Source organism: Ponticaulis sp., from assembly GCF_029210165.1.
Taxonomy (GTDB): Bacteria; Pseudomonadota; Alphaproteobacteria; order Caulobacterales; family Hyphomonadaceae; genus Ponticaulis.
The window spans coordinates 224,181-243,267 of record NZ_JARGNT010000001.1 but is presented as its reverse complement, the minus strand read 5'-3'; the positions used below and the strand labels follow the sequence as shown (position 1 = coordinate 243,267).

Annotated in this window: 20 protein-coding genes; 10 read left to right on the top strand and 10 right to left on the bottom strand. The window is 56.0% G+C overall.

Annotation, left to right across the window (positions count from 1 at the left end; all coding sequences use genetic code 11):
* Positions 1-33: 33 nt before the first annotated feature.
* Positions 34-981, bottom strand: coding sequence for a TraB/GumN family protein (locus tag P1U45_RS01165; protein ID WP_301057107.1), 948 nt, complete (start codon positions 979-981; stop codon positions 34-36).
* Between the two features lie 156 nt (positions 982-1,137).
* Positions 1,138-3,462 (bottom strand): DPP IV N-terminal domain-containing protein, encoded by a 2,325-nt coding sequence (locus P1U45_RS01160; RefSeq protein ID WP_301057106.1) that lies wholly within the window; start codon positions 3,460-3,462, stop codon positions 1,138-1,140.
* A gap of 146 nt (positions 3,463-3,608) precedes the next feature.
* Here P1U45_RS01160 and P1U45_RS01155 point away from each other — a divergent pair, with 146 nt between their 5' ends.
* The gene (locus P1U45_RS01155) at positions 3,609-4,058 is read left to right on the top strand and encodes a hypothetical protein (RefSeq protein WP_293607400.1); all 450 of its coding nucleotides are present in this window, start codon (positions 3,609-3,611) and stop codon (positions 4,056-4,058) included.
* On the opposite strand, the gene P1U45_RS01150 is transcribed toward P1U45_RS01155, so the two are convergent.
* The 3 genes from P1U45_RS01150 to P1U45_RS01140 all read right to left on the bottom strand — a co-directional run bounded on the left by P1U45_RS01150 (position 4,055) and on the right by P1U45_RS01140 (position 6,941).
* Positions 4,055-4,870, bottom strand: a complete 816-nt coding sequence (locus P1U45_RS01150) for a hypothetical protein (protein ID WP_301057105.1) — start codon at positions 4,868-4,870, stop codon at positions 4,055-4,057. The genes P1U45_RS01155 and P1U45_RS01150 overlap by 4 nt on opposite strands.
* A 72-nt stretch (positions 4,871-4,942) precedes the next feature.
* The gene (locus P1U45_RS01145; RefSeq protein ID WP_301057104.1) at positions 4,943-5,689 is read right to left on the bottom strand and encodes a hypothetical protein; all 747 of its coding nucleotides are present in this window, start codon (positions 5,687-5,689) and stop codon (positions 4,943-4,945) included.
* Positions 5,679-6,941, bottom strand: a complete 1,263-nt coding sequence (locus P1U45_RS01140) for a cytochrome b/b6 domain-containing protein (protein ID WP_301057103.1) — start codon at positions 6,939-6,941, stop codon at positions 5,679-5,681. The genes P1U45_RS01145 and P1U45_RS01140 overlap by 11 nt, the downstream gene beginning before the upstream one ends.
* A 147-nt stretch (positions 6,942-7,088) precedes the next feature.
* On the opposite strand from P1U45_RS01140, the gene ettA reads away from it, so the two are divergent.
* From ettA to P1U45_RS01115, 5 genes are all read left to right on the top strand, one after another.
* The gene (gene ettA, locus P1U45_RS01135) at positions 7,089-8,756 is read left to right on the top strand and encodes an energy-dependent translational throttle protein EttA (RefSeq protein WP_301057102.1); all 1,668 of its coding nucleotides are present in this window, start codon (positions 7,089-7,091) and stop codon (positions 8,754-8,756) included.
* A 122-nt stretch (positions 8,757-8,878) separates the two neighbouring features.
* The gene (locus P1U45_RS01130) at positions 8,879-9,274 is read left to right on the top strand and encodes a hypothetical protein (RefSeq protein WP_301057101.1); all 396 of its coding nucleotides are present in this window, start codon (positions 8,879-8,881) and stop codon (positions 9,272-9,274) included.
* A 10-nt stretch (positions 9,275-9,284) separates the two neighbouring features.
* Positions 9,285-9,539, top strand: a complete 255-nt coding sequence (locus P1U45_RS01125; RefSeq protein ID WP_301057100.1) for a hypothetical protein — start codon at positions 9,285-9,287, stop codon at positions 9,537-9,539.
* 180 nt (positions 9,540-9,719) lie between these two features.
* On the top strand, positions 9,720-10,244 hold the full coding sequence (locus tag P1U45_RS01120) for a DsrE family protein (RefSeq protein ID WP_301057099.1): 525 nt from the start codon (positions 9,720-9,722) through the stop codon (positions 10,242-10,244).
* Between the two features lie 56 nt (positions 10,245-10,300).
* Positions 10,301-10,654, top strand: a complete 354-nt coding sequence (locus P1U45_RS01115) for a thiol-disulfide oxidoreductase DCC family protein (RefSeq protein ID WP_301057098.1) — start codon at positions 10,301-10,303, stop codon at positions 10,652-10,654.
* 3 nt (positions 10,655-10,657) lie between these two features.
* Here the strand turns inward: P1U45_RS01115 and P1U45_RS01110 are convergent, their stop codons facing one another.
* From P1U45_RS01110 to P1U45_RS01100, 3 genes are all read right to left on the bottom strand, one after another.
* Complete coding sequence (locus P1U45_RS01110; protein WP_301057097.1) at positions 10,658-11,656, bottom strand: TIGR00341 family protein; 999 nt, start codon at positions 11,654-11,656, stop codon at positions 10,658-10,660.
* A 6-nt stretch (positions 11,657-11,662) separates the two neighbouring features.
* Positions 11,663-11,980, bottom strand: coding sequence for a hypothetical protein (locus tag P1U45_RS01105; RefSeq protein ID WP_293607387.1), 318 nt, complete (start codon positions 11,978-11,980; stop codon positions 11,663-11,665).
* Between the two features lie 102 nt (positions 11,981-12,082).
* The gene (locus P1U45_RS01100; RefSeq protein ID WP_301057096.1) at positions 12,083-12,658 is read right to left on the bottom strand and encodes a hypothetical protein; all 576 of its coding nucleotides are present in this window, start codon (positions 12,656-12,658) and stop codon (positions 12,083-12,085) included.
* 223 nt (positions 12,659-12,881) lie between these two features.
* Here P1U45_RS01100 and P1U45_RS01095 point away from each other — a divergent pair, with 223 nt between their 5' ends.
* Complete coding sequence (locus P1U45_RS01095; protein WP_301057095.1) at positions 12,882-13,076, top strand: hypothetical protein; 195 nt, start codon at positions 12,882-12,884, stop codon at positions 13,074-13,076.
* A gap of 2 nt (positions 13,077-13,078) precedes the next feature.
* On the opposite strand, the gene P1U45_RS01090 is transcribed toward P1U45_RS01095, so the two are convergent.
* A complete protein-coding gene (locus tag P1U45_RS01090; RefSeq protein ID WP_301057094.1) occupies positions 13,079-13,591 on the bottom strand; it encodes a hypothetical protein in 513 nt (170 codons plus the stop codon).
* A gap of 493 nt (positions 13,592-14,084) precedes the next feature.
* Between P1U45_RS01090 and P1U45_RS01085 the strand changes: the two genes are divergently transcribed.
* The 3 genes from P1U45_RS01085 (at position 14,085) to P1U45_RS01075 (ending at position 17,663) form a co-directional block, all read left to right on the top strand.
* Complete coding sequence (locus tag P1U45_RS01085; protein ID WP_301057093.1) at positions 14,085-14,975, top strand: hypothetical protein; 891 nt, start codon at positions 14,085-14,087, stop codon at positions 14,973-14,975.
* A gap of 74 nt (positions 14,976-15,049) precedes the next feature.
* A complete protein-coding gene (locus tag P1U45_RS01080) occupies positions 15,050-16,690 on the top strand; it encodes an amidase (protein WP_301057092.1) in 1,641 nt (546 codons plus the stop codon).
* Between the two features lie 91 nt (positions 16,691-16,781).
* Entirely contained in the window at positions 16,782-17,663 is an 882-nt protein-coding gene (locus P1U45_RS01075) for a 2-dehydropantoate 2-reductase (protein WP_301057091.1), read from the top strand.
* Positions 17,664-18,046: 383 nt separating this feature from the next.
* On the opposite strand, the gene P1U45_RS01070 is transcribed toward P1U45_RS01075, so the two are convergent.
* Entirely contained in the window at positions 18,047-19,024 is a 978-nt protein-coding gene (locus P1U45_RS01070) for a nitronate monooxygenase (protein ID WP_022693053.1), read from the bottom strand.
* Positions 19,025-19,087 lie beyond the last annotated feature (63 nt).

Below are 19,087 nucleotides of genomic sequence, written 5' to 3'. Positions count from 1 at the left end.
TCCGGACGGTTCGCGCTAAATTACGCGGCGGGACTAGTAGCGAGAGGCTGAAATTCCGCGATCGTCCAGCATTTCGAACAGGCTGTCCGGCCCGACAAGGTGACCACCACCGACGGCGATGAGGTGAACGCCCTCGCCAGCCAGCATGTCGTCGATTTGCTCTGCCCAGTCGGCATTGCGGCCAGCGACCATCCGGTCATATGGCAGAGGCGATAGCGCGGAGTCTTCATCTTCGGCCCATGCGGTGAAGAGCGCTTCCATGCCTTCAACGTCGCCATTAGCCCAGCCCTCAAAGGCGGACGTGGCCAAAGTCACCATCTCTGCGGTTTCTTCATCAGAGACGCGCAGAAGATCGCGGAGCGCCTGTTCCTGATCTTCATCCGGAATGCCTGCGAAGAACTGGATTTGCTGTTCCAGAGTTTCAAACCCGTGAACGCTGTCGCCTTGATCTATGGCCATACGAACGAGTTGAACATCAATGCCCTGTTCCGGATCGTATCCGGCCTCGGAAAGCGGCGCCATACCAACAGCCTGCAGCACGACCCATGGCTTCATGTACTCCATACCTGCACGCGCCTGTGCTGGCATATCTGCTCGTTCCATCGCGGCGTTGAGGAGTTCGAGTTCTTCAGCGGTTAGACGGGAAGAGAGGGGCGCATCGACTGACAGGGCATACTGCATCATCAGGGGTGCGGCTTCCGCCTGCATGTCGGCCATCGAGCCCGTCATCGGAATTTCGAGCCAGATTTCGGTGGCTTCATCCAGCGCGGCGTCCAGCTTTTCGCCGTGCCATTCGGTGCCTTCCGGAAGCATATGAACCGTGCCGGTCACGTAGATGGTGGAGTCGGCATCTTCGATCACCCAGATCGGTACTTCGGCTTGTGCTGGCGCTGCGAGGAATGCGGCCGCAGCCAGTTCGATAGAGGCAACGGCCAGTGCGGCGCCGAGCTTGGGGAGATTTGGTTTCAAACACGAAAGCATGACATGTGTCCTTTTCTTTGAGTAAAGGTTGCTTGTCAGAAATTTGATTTAAGGTCAAGCGTGCTTGTCAAAAAATAATGTGAGCTTGTCATTGCGGCTAAAGAAAAAGCCCTCTCCGGTGGAAGAGGGCTTTGTTTCACTTGCTGTTCTGAAAACTTATTCAGCCGCTTCCGGCATGAGATGGCGGTTCAGGAACTGCATACGCGTACGCATCAGATGCGTGCCGAGCGCCTCACCGCGAATGCCGTGTCGTTGGCCCGGATAGGTCATCAGGTCGAACACCAGACCGCGCTGCTGCATTTCCGCCATCAGGCGGGTCGTGTTGTCGAAAGTGACGTTGTCGTCTGCCATGCCGTGCATAAGGAGAAGCGGCGTCAGTTCACCTTCCCAATTGTCTAGATGGTAGAACACAGATGACTGGTCATAACCGTCTGCATTGTTTTCCGGCGTGCGCATATAACGCTCTGTGTAGAACGTGTCATAGAGCGTCCAGTCTGTAACCGGCGCGCCAGATGCGGCGGCTGCGAATGTGCCAGGCTCGGCCTGCAGCATAGTCATCAGGGTCATGTAGCCACCATAGCTCCAGCCCTGAATGGCAATACGATCAGGGTCTACAAACGGCTGTTCTTTCAACCATTCGACACCCACCAGTTGGTCGCGCACTTCAGGCACGCCTGTCAGCTGGAAGATCACGTCTTCAAATCGCTTGCCGCGATAGTATGAGCCGCGATTGTCCAGGCGGAACACAACATAGCCCTGTTGCGCGTAGAACTGATCGCTCATGCGCTCCCAGTTGCGGTTTACGGTCTGAACGTGCGGGCCGCCATAAACTTCGACGAGAACCGGATATTGCTGGCTCGGATCGAAATCAGGTGGCGTCTGGATCGAGTAGTGAAGTGTCTGGCCGTCATCGGCTTCCAGTGTGCCGTATTCTGGTACGGTATGGTTTGCCAGATACGGATAATATGGATGGCTTTCGTCGAGGCGGTTTTCTTCAATCCATGTGATCAGCGTGCCGTCAGCATAGTAGAGACCCGTCTGCGGTGGCTGGGTTGGCGAGGAAGACGTGCCAACAAAGCTCTGACCATCCGGTGCCATTGCGATGGACCAGCTTTTGCCCGCTTCGGTGATACGCTCATAATGGGCGCACTCAACGCGCGTGCGCGGCGTTTCCGGCGAACGGTCAATGCACGGTGAGCCTGGTATCCATTCTGCGCCCATTTCTGCGACCTCTTCATCAGAAGGCGGAAGCTGCACACGGTAGAGATGCGTTTCCAGCGGCGTGTCGAAATTGGCCGTGAAATAGAGGCGACCACTATTGCGATTCAGCGCAGAGAAGCCGCGCACCACGCCGTCTTCCGTCTGGAGCATTGGTGCGGCGCCGTCACGCGTGACGATTACCGGCATGCGATAGCCTGTTGCTTCCGTCGTCGTGAGGATTTCCAGATCGCCCTGACTGTGAATATTGCCCGGTGTAGAGCTCAGCGTGATGAAGTCGTTAGATAGGTTTACCCAGTTCGGCTGGGTTTCTTCATAGAATGGTTCCTGCGAGAACAGGGTGGATGGCCAGTGCTGTGTCCAGCGGATGACTGTCTGGTCGCGGTTCACAGACTGAACGACCAGAGCTTCGCCAGCCCAGTTTACCCGTGCCAGATACTGGTCTGTCGCCGGGCCCCAGTCATCTTTGCGCCAGTTGGCATCATGAGTCTGGTTGGTTTCCAGGCTGAAGACTTTCAGGTCGACAATGGCGTTCGGGCGGCCCGCGCGTGGATAGCGCTGGTTGATCACCGTCACTTCGTCAGCGGCGATATCAAAGCGCGGAATGATGTCTACCGTGCTTTCATCGACGCGGGTGAAGGCGATGTGTTTCTCATCCGGGCTCCACCAGTAACCGGTATAGCGGCTCATCTCTTCCTGAGCGACGAATTCAGCAACGCCGTAGGAAATTGCATTTTCAGGATCAGCGTCAGGCGTGATCGGCTGTTCTTCGCCGGTCGCCAGATCAATGATGAATACGGCGCCGTCGCGAATGAAGCTGACGAAATTGCCTTGCGGAGAGACTTTAGCGTCATACTCGAAGGCTTCAGTATCGGTGAGCTGGCGTGCTTCTACGTTGTCGCCATTGACCGTGATCAGGTGAAGGTCGCCGCCAATCGGCACGAGGATCGTGTTCGCTGTGCCCCAGTCATAAGACACGATACCGCGCTGGCCCGCGATACGGCGGCGTTCGCGCAGCGCGATTTCCTCTTCAGAGAGCTGAACTTCTTCCGGCTCGAGGATCTGGGAATCGACCAGAAGGCTCTGTTCGCCGGTTTCGACATCGAACTGCCAGAGGTCATAGCGTGACGCATCGGTCTCACGGGCTTTCAGGAAGGTTACGCGGGAACCGTCCGGAGAGAACTGGACGCCGCGCGGGCTAGGTCCGGAAAGGGAGGGCGACGCGTAGAGACGCTCGATCGTCAGACGAGGTGATTCGGTCATTTGGTCCGTAGAGCTGGTTTGAGAGAGGGCCGGGCTGCTCAGAGAGGCAGCAATCCCCAGAAAAAAGGCGGGCAGAAGAGAAAGTTTGTTCATGGAACCCGTTTTAGCGTTGTTTTCGACTGTGTCATCGTCACACTATAGAAATTATGAGCGACGCAAATGCCCTTTATGAGACCGCGCGCCGGATCGCTTCAGTGGCGGAAAGCCATGAAGAAGCCTGCACGGCGTCGGGGCTCATGCATCAGGCCGCTGAACTGGGACACGGTCCAGCCGCAGGTGCCTACGCGAATATGTTGATGAGCGGCTTCGGTTGCGGTCAGGATATTGAAAAAGCCATCCACTACTGGACACGCGCTGCCCTTGATGGGGCGGATGCAGACAGTGCCTTCAGGCTCGGTCTCATCTGTCGCGATGGTCAGATCGCGCATGAAGACATGCCGCTGGCTTTGGCCTGGTTCCTCATCGCGCGTGACCTCGGTTGCGATGTCGTGCTGCCGGATATTGATGAAGTGCAGTACCAGATGAATGAGGGTGAGGCGGCTGATGCCTATCTTCGTTATGACGAGCTGCGTGCGAGCTGCGAAGCTCTTCGTTAGCCCGCCATTGCTTCCAGCTCAGGTTCCGCCGTGACGTCGGTTGCGGAAGGCGTGGTATCCCGTTGGCCGGCGGCGTTATATCCGACCACTGTACCTGAAATGAACTGCGCAAATACGCCGTTGATCGTCGTTGAAAGTATAACGATCAATGAGAAAAGTATGGCGCGCCAGATGCGGCCTTTTGGATGAGAAGATTTCAGGCCTCGGTAGACGGTTAGAAACCCGACCAGCGTGGTGAGTACCAAAGACACGCCAAATATGGCTGCGCTCATGTCGGTGCTCGCGACCGATGAGGCCATTGTGATGATGAAGCCTACAGTGGAGAGTGGAATGATCGCTGCGAAATACAGCCGAATGCGTGTTACAAATCCTGAGTTCTTACCCCAGATAAATGTCATCATGGCGGCGATTGCCGCAAAGAGGCCGAGCGTGACCGGATACATTAGCGTATAAATTCTCACAGACTGTGAGACGAGTTCTTCCAAAGAAAAAACGTTTCCGATTTCGCTTTCAGTGAATGGCCTTAGCAACTGACGAAAAGACTCCGTCATGAAAGAGTTTTCTCCAGCCCAGATGAACTGGAAAAACACCAGGACGGCGACAAGCGAGAAGTAAAGGCGAATGGACGGCGTATACCGGTGTTCCCAATCCTCATCGCGCGCTGCGGTAAAAACGGCAGCTGGTTTCCAGAATAGATGGCCAATCGTTTTCAGTCCGCGGAAGTTCAGACCGAAAATATCCTCGACGAGCGCATCGAGCCCGGGCTTTTTGCGCGCGGTGGCTTCAGTGTTCCGTTCGGTATCTTGTGTCACGAAAATCTGCCCCCGCAGCTGCTATCCCGCAGTGAACACCGCGTCTGAGCGAATAACAAGTGTACCCGTCAGCTATTGAGGCATTGCAATAACAATGCCGGCGATGATGCTGGCCAGCATGACGCACAGCGAGTTCGAAATGATGGCTGTGAGATTGGAAGCCGTTGCGTATAGCGCGCTTTTTATGATTTTGCCGCTGCGCTTTTCGCTGACCACGCCGCCTCTCATGACGGTGACGAAATCTATCAAAAACGTGAGCGCGATGAGCGCCAGCGAGAATTCGGTCTGTTGCTGCACCGTCATCACCGTCATCAGCGGTAACGCAAACAATGTGAATGTTGCGTTTGGCAGCATGGCCAGCATGTAAAGCCGGACGCGAACAATCGTGTTCGTGCCTTTGCCCCAGACCCGCAGCAAGCTACCTGCGATCGCCTGCGTCAGCATGAAGCTGAAGGGAAATAGGAGCAGGAAATAATCAATAATGTGCTCGGTGTATGCGCTGCGTTCTTCTTGTGTCCCGAACTCTTCAAGGGCCGCAACCTGTCCGTCCACGAGAGCGTGGATGGAGCTGTCTGCGCCCGCCCATAAAAAACGGGTCGCTGTCATGACTGCCAGAAGCGAGAATAAAAGCCGTATCGAAGGCGTGTAGCTTCGGTCTATCCAATCGGGCGAGCGTGCAGCCTCATATCCAACTCTAGGTGAAACAAACATCACCCACAGCGTTTTCAGGCCCCGCAGGTTGAGGCCAAACATGTCTTCGATAAGATCGTCGCCGCCGACCTTGCGTGATCTTAGCTGATTGCTTTCGTCATCTGACACGGTCTGCCCCCACCTGAACCGAAACGGTCACAGATGTGTTTTCAGGTTGTGCGTCGCCAATGTCAAAGTCTGCGCGGTCGAATTCCACAAGGCCCGTTGCCAGCGCGTGATTGTCTTCCAGTGCCACGCTGAATGTGAGCGTTACGGGCGCAGTGATATCACGCAGAGTGAGGTCGCCGGTGGCTTCGAATTCAAGCTCGCCAGTGCGCGTGATGTTGCTGGAAACGAAATGTGCTTGCGGGAAGCGCGGCGTGTTCAGCCAGCCTGCGGCCGTGGCCTGCATGCGAACATTGCTGTCGTCGCTCTCAAGGGTGCGCGTACCAATCAGCACATCGATATAATCGTCCGGCTGTGGCTCATCGAGATTCAGTTCGATTGCGCTCTGAACATCATCCATGCGGGCAATGCGCGGTGCGCCGTTCGCGAAGGCGGTGACCTCAATGAAGGTTTCATCTTCGATGATCGTCCACGCATTCGGGCCAGTTGCGACTGCCGGCACGAGCAGGCCTTCATCGTCGGTGGTGGCCTCTGTAGATGTCTCTTCCGCAGCTTCGGCAATGTCTGTTTCCGGCGCGGCGGATGTCGCGTCAGCCGCAGAATGGTCCTGGCCTTCCTCTTCATGGCCGCCCTGATAGCTCACCATGGAATAGGCAACGCCGCCGCCCATCACGGCTGCAAACAGCAGGGCCAAAAGCGGGCCAAAGCCGCGACCGGCCATGCGTTGCATGATGTTATCGCGTGAGATGAAATAGTGCTTCGCCGCCGCGCCCACATGGAGGACAAACAGGCCAAGCGTGGCGAACGCAAAGAACTCGTGGAAGCCGGAGAAGAGCTCGGCAAGGCCTTCATCCACCGGCACTGGCAGGTGCGGCACAGGCACAGTGAAGAACAGCTTGGTCGGGATATCCAGCGGGCTGGCAGATACGTAAATCCAGCCAATTACTGGCACGCCAATCATCAGCACATAGAAGGCGATATGGGTGATCTTACTGATCACTCTCTCCCACGGGGGCATGCCAATCGGTGTTGGCGGGGCGCGGTAAGCAACGCGCCAGAACAGGCGGAAGACAGACAGGATCAGTACAACAAAGCCGAAGCTCTTATGAAGCTGGAAGGCATTGAACTGGAAGTCTTCAGAGAAGCCTTCATGGGTCATCAGCCATCCGCCGATGAAATTGCCCAGAATGAGAAAGGCAATCACCCAGTGGAGGAAGCGGGCAACGCTGTTATATCTCGAAGTGTCTGCGTACATGTGACCTGTCCGATTTGTGTTTGCCGAGATATGGCAGCTTCAACGTATATTACCAGCCGTCATCGCGTCACACCGTATTGAAATTCGCACGCAATTGCGGCACACACGGCGCTCAGAATTCCCGCCAGATCAGAGAAAGCCCATCCAATGGCATCTTACCAGTATATCTACCAGCTTCAGGGCCTGTCCAAAACTTATCCGGGCGGCAAGAAGGTGTTCGAGAATATCCACCTGTCATTCCTTCCGGATGCCAAGATCGGCGTCGTCGGCGTGAACGGTTCTGGTAAGTCTTCCCTGCTGCGCATCATGGCGCAGGAAGACAAAGAGTTTAACGGCGAAGCGCGCGCGGCAGATGGCATCAAGATCGGCTATCTGCCTCAGGAGCCGCAGCTCGATCCGAACAAGTCCGTGTTCGAGAACATTGCCGCAGAATGCCCTGAAAAGCAGCTTTTCGATAAATACAATGAAGTCTCCATGAAAATGGCGGAAGACTATTCTGACGAGCTCATGGAAGAGATGACCGCGCTGCAGGAGCAGATCGACGCGGCCGACGCATGGGACATCGATTCCAAAATCCGTATGTCCATGGACGCGCTGCGCTGCCCGGATGAAGACGCTGACGTGACCAAGCTCTCGGGTGGTGAAATCCGCCGTGTGGCAATCGTTCGTCTGCTGCTTTCCAAGCCTGACATGATCATCATGGACGAACCGACCAACCACCTCGATGCGGAAACGGTTGCGTGGCTCCAGAACTATCTGGTCAACTTCACAGGCTGTGTGATCCTCGTAACCCACGACCGTTACTTCCTCGATCAGGTCACCGGCTGGATCCTCGAGCTCGACCGTGGTCGTGGCATTCCATACGAAGGCAACTACTCGGCCTGGGTTGAGAAGAAAGCCAAGCGTATGGAGCAGGAAGCGCGCGAAGATGCGTCGAAGAAGCGTACGCTCTCTAAAGAACTTGAGTGGGTCCGTGCTGGTGCGAAAGCCCGTCAGGCGAAATCCAAAGCGCGTATTTCCCGCTATGAGGAAATGGCGTCCAAGGCGGAGTCCGAGAAGGTTTCAACAGCGCAGATCCGCATCCCGCCAGGCCCGCGTCTTGGCGGCGTGGTTCTGGAAGTCGATCACCTCACCAAAGGCTTCGGCGAGCGCCTCTTGATTGACGATCTCTCTTTCAAACTGCCTCCGGGTGGTATTGTCGGCGTTATCGGTCCGAACGGCGCGGGTAAGTCTACGCTGTTCCGCATGATCATCGGTCAGGAAACACCGGATAATGGTTCGCTGCGTGTGGGTGACACGGTGAAGCTCGGCTATGTTGACCAGTCTCGTGACGCGCTCGATGCGAAGGCAACTGTCTGGCAGGAAATCTCTGGCGGTACGGATGTGATCGACCTTGGCGGCGTGGAAGTGAATTCACGCGCTTATGTTGGCGCGTTTAACTTCAAAGGCTCTGACCAGCAAAAGCCAGTCGGCATTCTTTCCGGTGGTGAGCGTAACCGTGTCCACCTCGCGAAAATGCTGAAATCCGGCGCCAACCTGCTCCTCCTTGACGAACCGACCAACGACCTCGACGTGGAAACCCTGCAGGCGCTTGAGGAAGGCCTTGAGAACTTCCCGGGTTGCGCCGTGGTCATCTCGCACGACCGCTGGTTCCTTGACCGTATGTGTACGCACATTCTGGCCTTTGAAGGCGACAGCCATGTTGAATGGTTCGAGGGTGACTTCTCGTCTTACATTGAAGACAAGAAGCGCCGCCTCGGTGCTGAGGCTGTCGAGCCGAAGCGTCCGAAGTTCAAGAAGTTCTCTCGCGACTAAGACATTCAGACGGGCTCTTCGGAGCCCGTTTTTTGTTGCGGGGCGTCTACGCGCTCACGCTCGGGCGACCATGTCTCTGATTTCTCTTGCAGGTTGAGCGCGTTTCGCTCATGCTTCGACGCATGAGTCAGAACACTGTTATTCGTGAATGCGGGTCGATTGAAGAGGCGGTTGTCCTCGCCGGTTATCTGCAGGCAAACGGCATTCCAGCCATCGTCCCCGACTATAACATGGCGATCAATCATTGGATCATGAACATGGCTAATTCATGCCGTGTTGTTGTTCCGTCCGCCGCCGAGGATGAGGCGAACGCGCTGCTCGAAAAGGCGGAGTCCGGCGAAACGGTTGCCATGGCTGACGATGAGCAGGTTACGCAGCAGGTAAAGCGCCGCGACCGCTGGAAGGTCTGGGTCTTCGAGACCCTATCTCTGAACTATGTTTTCTATGTTTTGATATTTGGATTGATTGCGTTCGATCGTGTGCGCCGCGGCGAGCGGTATATGTTCAAGCAATCCTGAAGGGCCAATCTTGTCAGATCGCCGCATTCAGAAAGTCGTTCCGGTCTATGTGCTGCCGCCTGACGACGGCGCGGGCGTCGCGATCGGAGCAGATTTCTGGATCGATATTGATTTGATGGGCAGGACCGCCACGCGCATTGTCACAATCATGTCTGGAGAAAACATCAAAGTTCCGTCTTCTGAGTGGGATGAGTTCGTCGAGGCTCACCGTCACGGCGCTACCGTGAAAGCAGAATCCATGATGGGCCGCGAATACTGGGGGTAATGCCCGCCACTGTGCCCGATAATGCCCGTGTATATGGGCATCCAAGCTTAAATCGTAAGGCCGACGCAACCACGGTTATCTAAGCATGGATACCCACCTTCGTGGGTATCTGCGGACATATCTCGACGCCCTTTCAAAATAGGCCTAACCTTCACGGATATTGATATTGTGGAGGTCCCCATGCGCGCAGTTCTGATTTCATGTCTTGTGGGTGCAAGCTTAGCGTTGGCCGCTCACGCGGGGCCTGAGGATTTCGTGCCGGGCACAGTCATCACCGGCTTTGGTGATGTGGCCGCTGTAGAAGATGCGCGCCTTGACGCGGATACCGAATTCCAAATTGCTTACGATATCGCTCAGGCCGCAGCCGAGGGCGAAGTAAGCCGCGCGCTCGTTACGCCGGCCCGTTTCCTCAACATGCATGTCGCCGCAGGTGTGCCGGAAGAGAATATCCATCTGGCCGTCGTCGTGCATGGCGGGGCGTATCGCGACCTTCTGAACGCTGACAGCTATGGCGGTGAGAACCCGAACGCGCCTCTGATCGAGCAGCTCATCGCGCATGGTGTGATCATCGAGCTTTGCGGGCAAACGGCCGCCTACCGCGATGTGAGCGAAGACGACCTTCTGCCGGGCGTTACCATTTCGCTCTCCGCGATGACGTCTCACGCGTTGCTACAGCAGCAGGGCTACACGCTGAACCCGTTCTAAGCTCTGCGTAAACGTGTCCAATGGTTTTTGAGGATGAATGCCCCAAATACTGAGGCATGAACCAACTGACAGTCTTCTATGATGGCGCATGTCCGCTCTGCCGGCGCGAGATTTCATTCCTGCGCCGTATGGACAAGCATGAGCGTGTGGCGTTCGAAGATGTCTCACCGCCGGATGCAGCCGAATATTGCCCCATCCCCCAGAAGAAACTCCTCGCCCGCTTTCATGTGCGCGATACAGACGGGCGCATGATAGACGGCGCTGAGGCCTTCACGCGGCTTTATTCCGAATTTCCGGGTTTTGGCTGGGTGCGTCCGATCGGCCAGTTTGGCCCGAGCCGGTGGCTGCTGAACAGGCTATACGATGTGTTCCTGTTCATCAGACCCGGTATTCAGCGCCTGTTCCGCTGACGCTCAGGTCAGAACCATAACAATCAACACAATCAGGCCAGCAAGCAGCGTGCCCCAGACGGCGAGATTGATCTGTCTTGACCGCTTCGCCGAGCGTCGCTCCAGCCAGGTGCGCGGGCGAATGCCCCGCAGCGCGAAAACCAGAAGGCTCGCAATATTCACGCAGATAATATTGGTCGCGAGCAGGATGCCAGCGCGTGCCGACAGTGTGAACTCGCCAGCGCCCAGATAAACGGCCATAGCGACAGATGGCGGCAAAAGGGCGACAGCGACCATCACGCCGACAAGCGTTGATGAGAGGCCCCGCGTGACAGAGAGCGCGGCTGCGCCACCTGACGCGAGCGCCAGTGCAACACTATCCAGACCAATATTCGTCCGCTCGATCAGTTCGGTACTATCGAAGTCTACTTCGATGAGAAAGCCGATCAGAAAGGCGGTGGCAAAGCCGAGGGCGAGACCTGCCAGAGCCGTCTTGGACGATTTTAGCATGAGCTCTGCATCGCCAATGGCCGAGCCAAAAGAGAACGCGAGCAGCGGGCCGAGGAGAGGCGCGATCACCATCGCACCAATGACAACAGCGATATTGCTGGCATTCATACCGATGGCGGCAACAATCGCAGACAGGAATGTCAGGACCAGAAAGCTGGAGTCGATCTTCGCGCCTTCTGCGACGTCCTGATAAATCTCCTCGCGCAGGGCAACTTCGCGCGACTTCTCTTTGGTTTCCTTATCCGGCTCCGGCTTAATCTCCGCTGTGTTGGATTTCGGCGTTATGCTCGCCTCGACCGGCACGATCACCAGCCGCCATTTCTTGAAAGGTGAAAGCCTGCCCTGAAGGGCGTCGACCAGTTTCTGGCCTTCGCTGTCCGGCAGAACGACGCGCGCATCTATTTGCTGATCGTTCGCGTCAATCACCGACCAGTCCAGCTGTTCCCACTCTTCGAGAATACTGGCGATCGATTCCCTCGCTTCCGGAGGGTATGACACGAACATCATACGCATGCTGGGTTAGCCGGCTTTAGCTTCCGATTTGAACAGCTGGCCGAAGCACCAGGCGATTACCTCAATGATGGCGCGCGAGATCAGGGTCATCAGAATACCGAAAATCGTGTTCTCGTTGACCAGTGTCCGGTAGAGGATAAGCCCCTGATCATCCAGCATTGGCGGCGTACGCAGCTGGTCGTTCAAAAGCTCAATCCAGTCCTGAAAGCCGCGAACCCAGCCCGGTTCGAAAGCAAATGCGAGTACGAGGATAACGATGACGAGGGCGAAACTTGCAACAAGCTTTGCCGATGCACGGGTCATGGACCCCAGAAGTGAAAACATGTTCTCAGACCCCTCATGAAACAATTAACGGTATTGAACACGAGGAATGGGGTCCGGTCCATCTGTTTGGCCGGATTGGGGTTTTGAGCCTTGTGAGCTCGCCTATTGAGCGTCCCTTGCGGTGTAGGTGCTGTGACAGGTGACGCAGTTCTGTAGCGTGTCAGCAAAGGCGCGCTGAATAGCCTGTATCTCAGCAGAGTCTGACATGGCCGCTATCTCTTCAAAGCTGATCCGTGTGCCGCGGCCAAGTGTGTGGAAGGGCGCAGGCATGCTCGCCATCATACCGCCCATGCCTTGCCCCTGATGCATGCCCTGTCCGCCGCCATGGCCCATGCCGCGCCCCATGCCATTGCCTTGACCGTGGCCGCGACCCTGACTCATCTGGCCATTCATGCGACCGGGGCGCCCCATGGATGATGCGGCTTGCGCGATGGCGGCGCGGTCTTCTTCAGCGAGCGCGGAGGTGAGCGCCTGAACGCCGGTAATAAACATCCGCATTTCTTCGCGCACATGGGTGCGCTGCGCAGGTGTCAGATAGAGGATCTCGCGACCATCATCGGCGATAGCGGGCTGGTCTTGCGCCGTGTCAGCCTGTCCGGCTGCAGGCATAGATGCGAAGGCGATCGCGCAGACAGACAATGCGGCAAGGCCAGCTGGCAGGACAGATTTCAGGCGCATGGAGAACGTTCCTCATTTTATTATGATATACTTATATTAGAGAGGAATCTCTGTTCTGGCTATAAGCCTTGCCTGTGCAATATTGACGCTGAATGGGGGCGGCCCAGAAATCACCTTTTTGCGGCCTGAAAGGGTTAATACGCTGTTAACTAAATAAGTATTTGAAACTAAAGGGCTGGCGGGGCGTCTGTATTGTACTAATTCAGACGAAAGGAGACCTGTTATGCCCGATACAACTCCGGCATCTGCAATGTTCGCGACAAGCCTTGCGCTGTCTATTGCTCCCCGTGGAAATGAAGAGCGCGACGGCGCTTTAGCACGCCTTCTGTTGCAACATAAAAAGCTGCGTCATGCGCCACTGGCTGACGTTATAGCAATTGTATCTGCGGAAAGTGCCCGGCGGACCCGCGAGCAATAATCTTATCCGACACAAACCTCGCGCGGGGTTGTCGGATTATAGCCGAATTCGGCAGCCGGCATGTTGATACCAAGGCAGGAGTTAATATAGCCGAGTGCCGCAAAGTGGTGGATGGCATGGCTGTGCGCCTGAACGAGCAAAGCACCGAGCGTATACTTACAGGTGACGGCACCAAGGCCGAGATCATCAGTCACATCGATGAGGCGTTCCAGATCCGCGCTGCGCAGATCATTGAGGCCACCCAGAACCTGCTCCAGATATTCGTGGCAAACATCGCGGTCGGTTTCGACCTGCACGTTGCGCGTTCGCGCCGTCAGATCGACTTTCCCAGCATCAAGGCCGGTTAGAATACAATCGAAAATATCCAGAATATGGCGCATATGGCAGCCAATGCTGGAGTGATAGGGTGGAACAGTTTTGTCGTTGAACTGATCATCGGAGATAAATCCGATCAGATCGGCTCCGAGATTCAAATTCTTTTCAATCGCATCAAACATGCAGGCCTGACCCGGCATACGTTACTCCTGTTCCGTCCTCGCCAGCATATTCATTCTGCCCGCTAAAGAAACCGTGTGTCTCATCACTTCGGCGGGTTTTTTCGTGATATCGCGTGTGTATTCCGCGAGCCGCACAATTTTAGAGCGGTTCGCGAGGGGCGTACAGGGCGGATGCGGCCGCCTAAATGACGTCTGACACTATCTATTATGCCTTTTTGGAATATTTGTTTTAAAGTATTATTCCAATAAAGATAGAAAGTGTTGGGCGCCTAATCTGGAAGCTTATCCGCTATATTGGCGTATTTCTTGCCTTAAATTCATATGTATTGAGTTTTTTGTCTTTCCTTGGAACATATCTTCTGGTTAATCAGTATTAAGGATAGCGTGAGACCAGCGGTGAAAGCCGGTATCCAGGTTCCAGAGAGCCGGAAAATTCAGACGGGGCCTTAAGAGCCTGCACGCTAACGAATGAATACAGGATCGCCCAAGCAGCGGTTCAAGGGAGGAATTATTGGTTAAATCCATTCTCGCCGCAGGTGCGGTACTGTCCGGACTTTTCTCATTTCCAGCACTGGCTCAGTCTGAAGAGCTGGTCTCCCCACGTGATTTTCGTAACGCCATTATCCAGTCCATGCAGGAAACAAGCGAGGACACGCTTTGCTTTGTGCGCATCTCCGACGAAGCATTCCGCGCTGGCCCGTCTGCCGATAACTGCGATTATCAGGCCTATACCAACGTAGCTTACGAGCAGTACGAGCTTGCGCCTGAAACACTCGATCAGATCGTTGACGAGCAGGCAGAGCGCTATGTCTCTCTCATCGAGGCTGGAGTGGACATGGAGAACTTCTCCGAACGCCTCGTCGTTCAGCTGCGTTCGCGCGCTTATGTGCGCAACGCCAACCTCACCAGCGAATCGGGACTCGTTGTCGAGCCGTTCACAGGTGACCTGGTTGCCGTCCTGATGCTGGACAGCCCACAGACGCTCGCTGCTGTATCTAACGATCAGCTCGTTTCACAAGGTGTCACCCACGAACAGGCTTTCGAGCTTGCGATCGGTAATACGCGCGACCTGATGGGCGATGTGCGTGCAGACGATTACCGCCGCATTCACTTCACATCATCTTCCAACGGTCTCATCTCCGGTCAGATCTGGTTGCCGGAAATGTGCAATGCGGAAAGCGAAGATGCAGCTTACTTCCTTTATGACCGCAATGGTCTGATGTCGGTCGAGATGGACGATGCGCTCGGCGTTTCGAATCTGCTGGCGATTGCCAACGGATTTGCACTTCAGGGTGAAGGCGTGAGCAATTCTGTCGTGCGTTGCTCGGGCGGCGAATGGTCTACCCTCTGGCCTGCTGCTTCTGCAGACAGTTCTGCCTTTAATCCGTACGTTACCGGTTAATTCTTCTGTTTGGCGCTTGCCTCTTTTTCAGGGGCGGCGCAGTCTCCGTCCCGTAAATTCAGGGAGCGGAACTGATGATCAGAAAACACCTTACTGCCTTGAGTGCGGCGGCAATTCTTGCGGCTGCATGTGGCACGGACACGACGCCAGTGGCGGATGAAACAACGCCGGAAACGCCGCCGGTCATGACCGACTATACAGCCCTTACATTGCCGGAACTCGCCGAAGCGCTGGAAGCAGGCAATGTGACATCTGAAATGCTGGTCGCCGCTTACCTCCAGCGCATTGATGCGATTGACGAGAACGGCCCGGCCATCAACGCCGTCCTGTCGCTCAATCCTGATGCAATCGAGCAGGCCCGTGCGATTGATGCGCGCCGTGCGGCTGGCGAAGAGGTCGGTATTCTGGCCGGTGTGCCGGTCCTGCTGAAAGATAATATCGACACAGCCGACAATATCCCGACAACGGCAGGTTCGCTTGCGCTGGCCCAGAACTATGCGGAAGCAGATGCGCCACTGGTTGAAGGGCTTCGCGGTGCTGGCGCCATCATTCTTGGCAAAACTAATCTCTCTGAATGGGCAAACTTCCGCTCTAACGGCTCGCTTTCGGGTTGGTCCGGTGTTGGTGGTCACACGCGCAATCCGCATGTGCTGAACCGTCAGACTTGCGGGTCCAGTGCCGGTTCAGGCGCGGCTATGGCAGCGATGCTCGCGGCGGGCACTGTTGGTACGGAAACCAACGGGTCCATTATTTGCCCGTCGCAAGGCAATGGCGTGGTTGGCTTCAAGCCGACTGTCGGCCTCGTCTCTCAGGCGGGTATTGTGCCGATTTCATCCTCACAGGATACCGCTGGCCCGATGACGCGCAGCGTCGAGGGTGCGGCTATGATGCTGACAGCCATGGCCACAGGCGAGGGCGCAACCGACTATGTGTCTGCGCTCAGCGATACATCACTTGAAGGCGTGCGCATCGGCGTTCTGCGCTATTCCGTGTCAGACCAGCCGGGCATGGCGGATACCTTCAACGCCGCGCTTGAAGTTCTGGAAGCTCAGGGCGCTGAACTTGTCGAAATCGACGCCTTCGAGTCCCAGATCGAGAATTTTGGCCAGAAGGCGTTCACCGTTCTCGTCCATGAGTTCAAGACGACGCTCAACGAGTATCTGGAAGGCACACCGGAAGCCGTCGAGAGCCGCACGCTGACCGACCTGATCGCCTTTAATGAAGCCAATGCCGAAACAGAGCTGTCCATCTTCGGGCAGGACCTCTTCACGATTGCGGATGCGACGAATGGCATTGAAGACGAAGCCTATGTCACGGCCTCTGCCGACGTTCTGCGTGGCACGCGCGAGCTCGGTATCGATCTTCTGATGTCCGATTATGGCGTTGATGTTCTGGTGTCTCCAAGCGGCCCGATCATGCCGGTTGCTGTGCCGACTGAGCCTGATGTCTGGCCGTCCTGGTCTGGTGCAGGTGGTCTGGCGGCGGTCGCCGGCTATCCGCATCTCACCGTGCCTATGGGCACAATCGGTGACGTGCCCGTGGGTATTTCCTTCATGGGCACAGCCGGTCAGGACGCACAAATCCTGTCCTTCGGCTATGACTATGAGCAGGCGAGCATGATGCGTGCTGACCCTCAATTCCTTGAAAGCTCTGATGCGCCTACGCCGGATCGCGGCGGTGAGGAAGAGGCTGAAGAGGAAGTTGGCGAAGAATAATTCCGCCAGTCATCTGCGAATTTTAAGAGCGCCGGGTTGCAACACACCCGGCGCTGTCATTTTGTTGGCACCGGATTGAGAGGAAGACATCATGGCGAAGATTGCAGTTGTCGGGCCGGGCGCGCTTGGTGGAACGCTTGCCGCATGGCTCGCAAATGATTCCCGCCATGACGTCACGCTTTGCGCGCGGACAGGCTTTGACCGTCTCATCGCCGAAACGCCGGAAGGGGTTCTGGACGTCTCGCCGACTGTTCTGACTGACGCTGCAGAAGCAACACCGGTCGACTGGGTGTTCGTGGCGGTAAAGACTTATGATTCTGAGGCAACTCTGCCCTGGCTTGAAAAGCTCGCAGGCGAGGGGACACGCGTTGCGGTCGTACAGAACGGTGTCGAGCATGTCGACCGTTTCAATGCGCTGATACCGGGGCGTGAGATTGTGCCGGTGGTGGTCGACCTGCCCGCAGGCCGCAAAGCGCCGGGGCATGTCGTGCAGAACGCCATTGGCTGGATTGTCGTAACGGACGGTCCCCATGGCGCAGATTTTGTTGATCTGTTTGCTCATGCGCCGATGGATGTACAGGCGGTCTCAAACTGGACGTCACGCGCATGGCAGAAGCTGTGTCTCAACTGCGTGGGCGCGTTCTCGACGCTGACCATGCGGTCCACGGGCCCTGTCTGGAATGAAGATGTTGAACGTATGGTGCGCGGGCTCGTGACAGAGTGCGCCGAGGTCGGGCGCGCGGAAGGCGCAGACATTCCTGACGAACTGGTTGAAGGCCTGATCGAGCGGGAACGGAACTCAGCGGAAGGTGTCGGCAACTCGCTTTATACAGACCGGCTGAATGGTCGTCCTATGGAGATTGATGCCCGCAATGGCGTGATTGTGCGCCTTGGCGCAAGGCATGGCATTTCAACGCCAATGAACGAGTTTTTCGTGACGCTGTTGAGAGCGTCTGGTAGTCCGTGGGTGTAAAAAGAAATAAGCCGGTCAGGGAGGGAAATGCGGTGACGAGCAAGTTTAGACGGGGACTGATGCGATCCCTTGTAGTTAGTGGTTTCGCGTTTGTAGGCTTTTTCGGCTATGGATTGCTTAAGTTCTTCCAATACGGAGGCGAGCACCTCATTCGATTGGGCTATATTGCTATAGCGAGTGTCATTCTTTCATTGGTCTGCGGCGCGTTCGCGATGATATATTTGATACTTTTCCAAAAGGAAAATTGAGTTCTGATTGGCGCCAGAAAGTTCAATGAATGAGCTATTCGTGACGCTGCTTAAAGCGTCAGGCAGTCCGTGGACTACAAAGTAAAAGCAGCCTCGGCTGGCGGGATATAGCGCCAGCCGAAACCTGAATTAGGCTTAGCCTTTGAGCATGCCACCCATGCGCTGGGTGATGATCTCTTCAGCCTGCGCCATGATGCGGTCGATCAGTTCCTGACAGGTCGGGATGTCGTTGATGAGGCCTGCAACCATGCCGCAAGACCATGCACCTGCATCCATATCGCCTTCTTTCATGATGCGCGGATATACGCCGGCAACTTCAGCTGCGATGTCTTCGAATTTCAGGTCAGAACCGAGTTCTTTCTCTTTTACCAGAAGACGCTCAACCGCGTCGTTCGTCAGAACGCGCTCTGTGTTGCGCAGTGGACGCATAACCAGACGTGTGTCGAGCTCTGAGGCTGCGAGGATCGCCTGTTTCACGTTCTCGTGGACTGGCGCTTCTTTCGTCGCGATGAAGCGTGTGCCCATATTCATGCCTTCCGCGCCGAATGCGAGAGAGGCAACGAGCGAACGACCGTCAGCCTGACCGCCTGAAGATACGAATGGAATTTCCAGCTCGTCTGCGGCGCGTGGTAGAAGGATGAAGTTAGGAACGTCGTCTTCGCCCGGGTGACCGCCGCACTCAAAACCGTCGACAGAGACAGCGTCACAGCCGATGGACTGAGCTTTCAGCGCGTGGCGGACAGCCGTACATTTGTGGATGACCTTTACGCCTGCGTCTTTCAGGTAAGGCAGAACGGCAGACGGGTTGTTGCCCGCTGTTTCAACAGCTTTCACGCCGCTATCGATAACCGTTTTGACGATTGCCGGATAATCAGGTGCGTTGAGGGATGGCAGGAATGTGATGTTCACGCCGAATGGCTTGTCCGTCATGTCCTTACAGCGCGCGATCTCGTTCGCCAGTGCTTCCGGAGACGGCTGCGTCAGCGCGGTGATGATGCCAAGGCCGCCAGCGTTGGAAACAGCTGCCGCCATTTCAGCGAGGCCCACATGGTGCATGCCGCCCTGAATGATCGGATGTTCGATGCCGAATAGTTCGGTGATCCGTGTCTTCATGATGTTTATCTCCCTCGATCCGAGTATTTATGGCGTGAGTTTTAGCTGTCAGATTTCGGTCTG

What these genes read in the sequence shown, in the direction of transcription:
- P1U45_RS01095 (WP_301057095.1), top strand. Translation starts at nt 12,882, where the DNA reads ATGCCCGATACAACTCCGGCATCTGCAATGTTCGCGACAAGCCTTGCG.
- P1U45_RS01070 (WP_022693053.1), bottom strand. Translation starts at nt 19,024, where the DNA reads ATGAAGACACGGATCACCGAACTATTCGGCATCGAACATCCGATCATT.
- P1U45_RS01155 (WP_293607400.1), top strand. Translation starts at nt 3,609, where the DNA reads ATGAGCGACGCAAATGCCCTTTATGAGACCGCGCGCCGGATCGCTTCA.
- P1U45_RS01115 (WP_301057098.1), top strand. Translation starts at nt 10,301, where the DNA reads ATGAACCAACTGACAGTCTTCTATGATGGCGCATGTCCGCTCTGCCGG.
- P1U45_RS01105 (WP_293607387.1), bottom strand. Translation starts at nt 11,980, where the DNA reads ATGTTTTCACTTCTGGGGTCCATGACCCGTGCATCGGCAAAGCTTGTT.
- P1U45_RS01075 (WP_301057091.1), top strand. Translation starts at nt 16,782, where the DNA reads ATGGCGAAGATTGCAGTTGTCGGGCCGGGCGCGCTTGGTGGAACGCTT.
- P1U45_RS01100 (WP_301057096.1), bottom strand. Translation starts at nt 12,658, where the DNA reads ATGCGCCTGAAATCTGTCCTGCCAGCTGGCCTTGCCGCATTGTCTGTC.
- P1U45_RS01140 (WP_301057103.1), bottom strand. Translation starts at nt 6,941, where the DNA reads ATGTACGCAGACACTTCGAGATATAACAGCGTTGCCCGCTTCCTCCAC.
- P1U45_RS01165 (WP_301057107.1), bottom strand. Translation starts at nt 981, where the DNA reads ATGCTTTCGTGTTTGAAACCAAATCTCCCCAAGCTCGGCGCCGCACTG.
- P1U45_RS01090 (WP_301057094.1), bottom strand. Translation starts at nt 13,591, where the DNA reads ATGCCGGGTCAGGCCTGCATGTTTGATGCGATTGAAAAGAATTTGAAT.
- P1U45_RS01120 (WP_301057099.1), top strand. Translation starts at nt 9,720, where the DNA reads ATGCGCGCAGTTCTGATTTCATGTCTTGTGGGTGCAAGCTTAGCGTTG.
- P1U45_RS01130 (WP_301057101.1), top strand. Translation starts at nt 8,879, where the DNA reads ATGAGTCAGAACACTGTTATTCGTGAATGCGGGTCGATTGAAGAGGCG.
- P1U45_RS01080 (WP_301057092.1), top strand. Translation starts at nt 15,050, where the DNA reads ATGATCAGAAAACACCTTACTGCCTTGAGTGCGGCGGCAATTCTTGCG.
- P1U45_RS01110 (WP_301057097.1), bottom strand. Translation starts at nt 11,656, where the DNA reads ATGCGTATGATGTTCGTGTCATACCCTCCGGAAGCGAGGGAATCGATC.
- ettA (WP_301057102.1), top strand. Translation starts at nt 7,089, where the DNA reads ATGGCATCTTACCAGTATATCTACCAGCTTCAGGGCCTGTCCAAAACT.
- P1U45_RS01160 (WP_301057106.1), bottom strand. Translation starts at nt 3,462, where the DNA reads ATGACCGAATCACCTCGTCTGACGATCGAGCGTCTCTACGCGTCGCCC.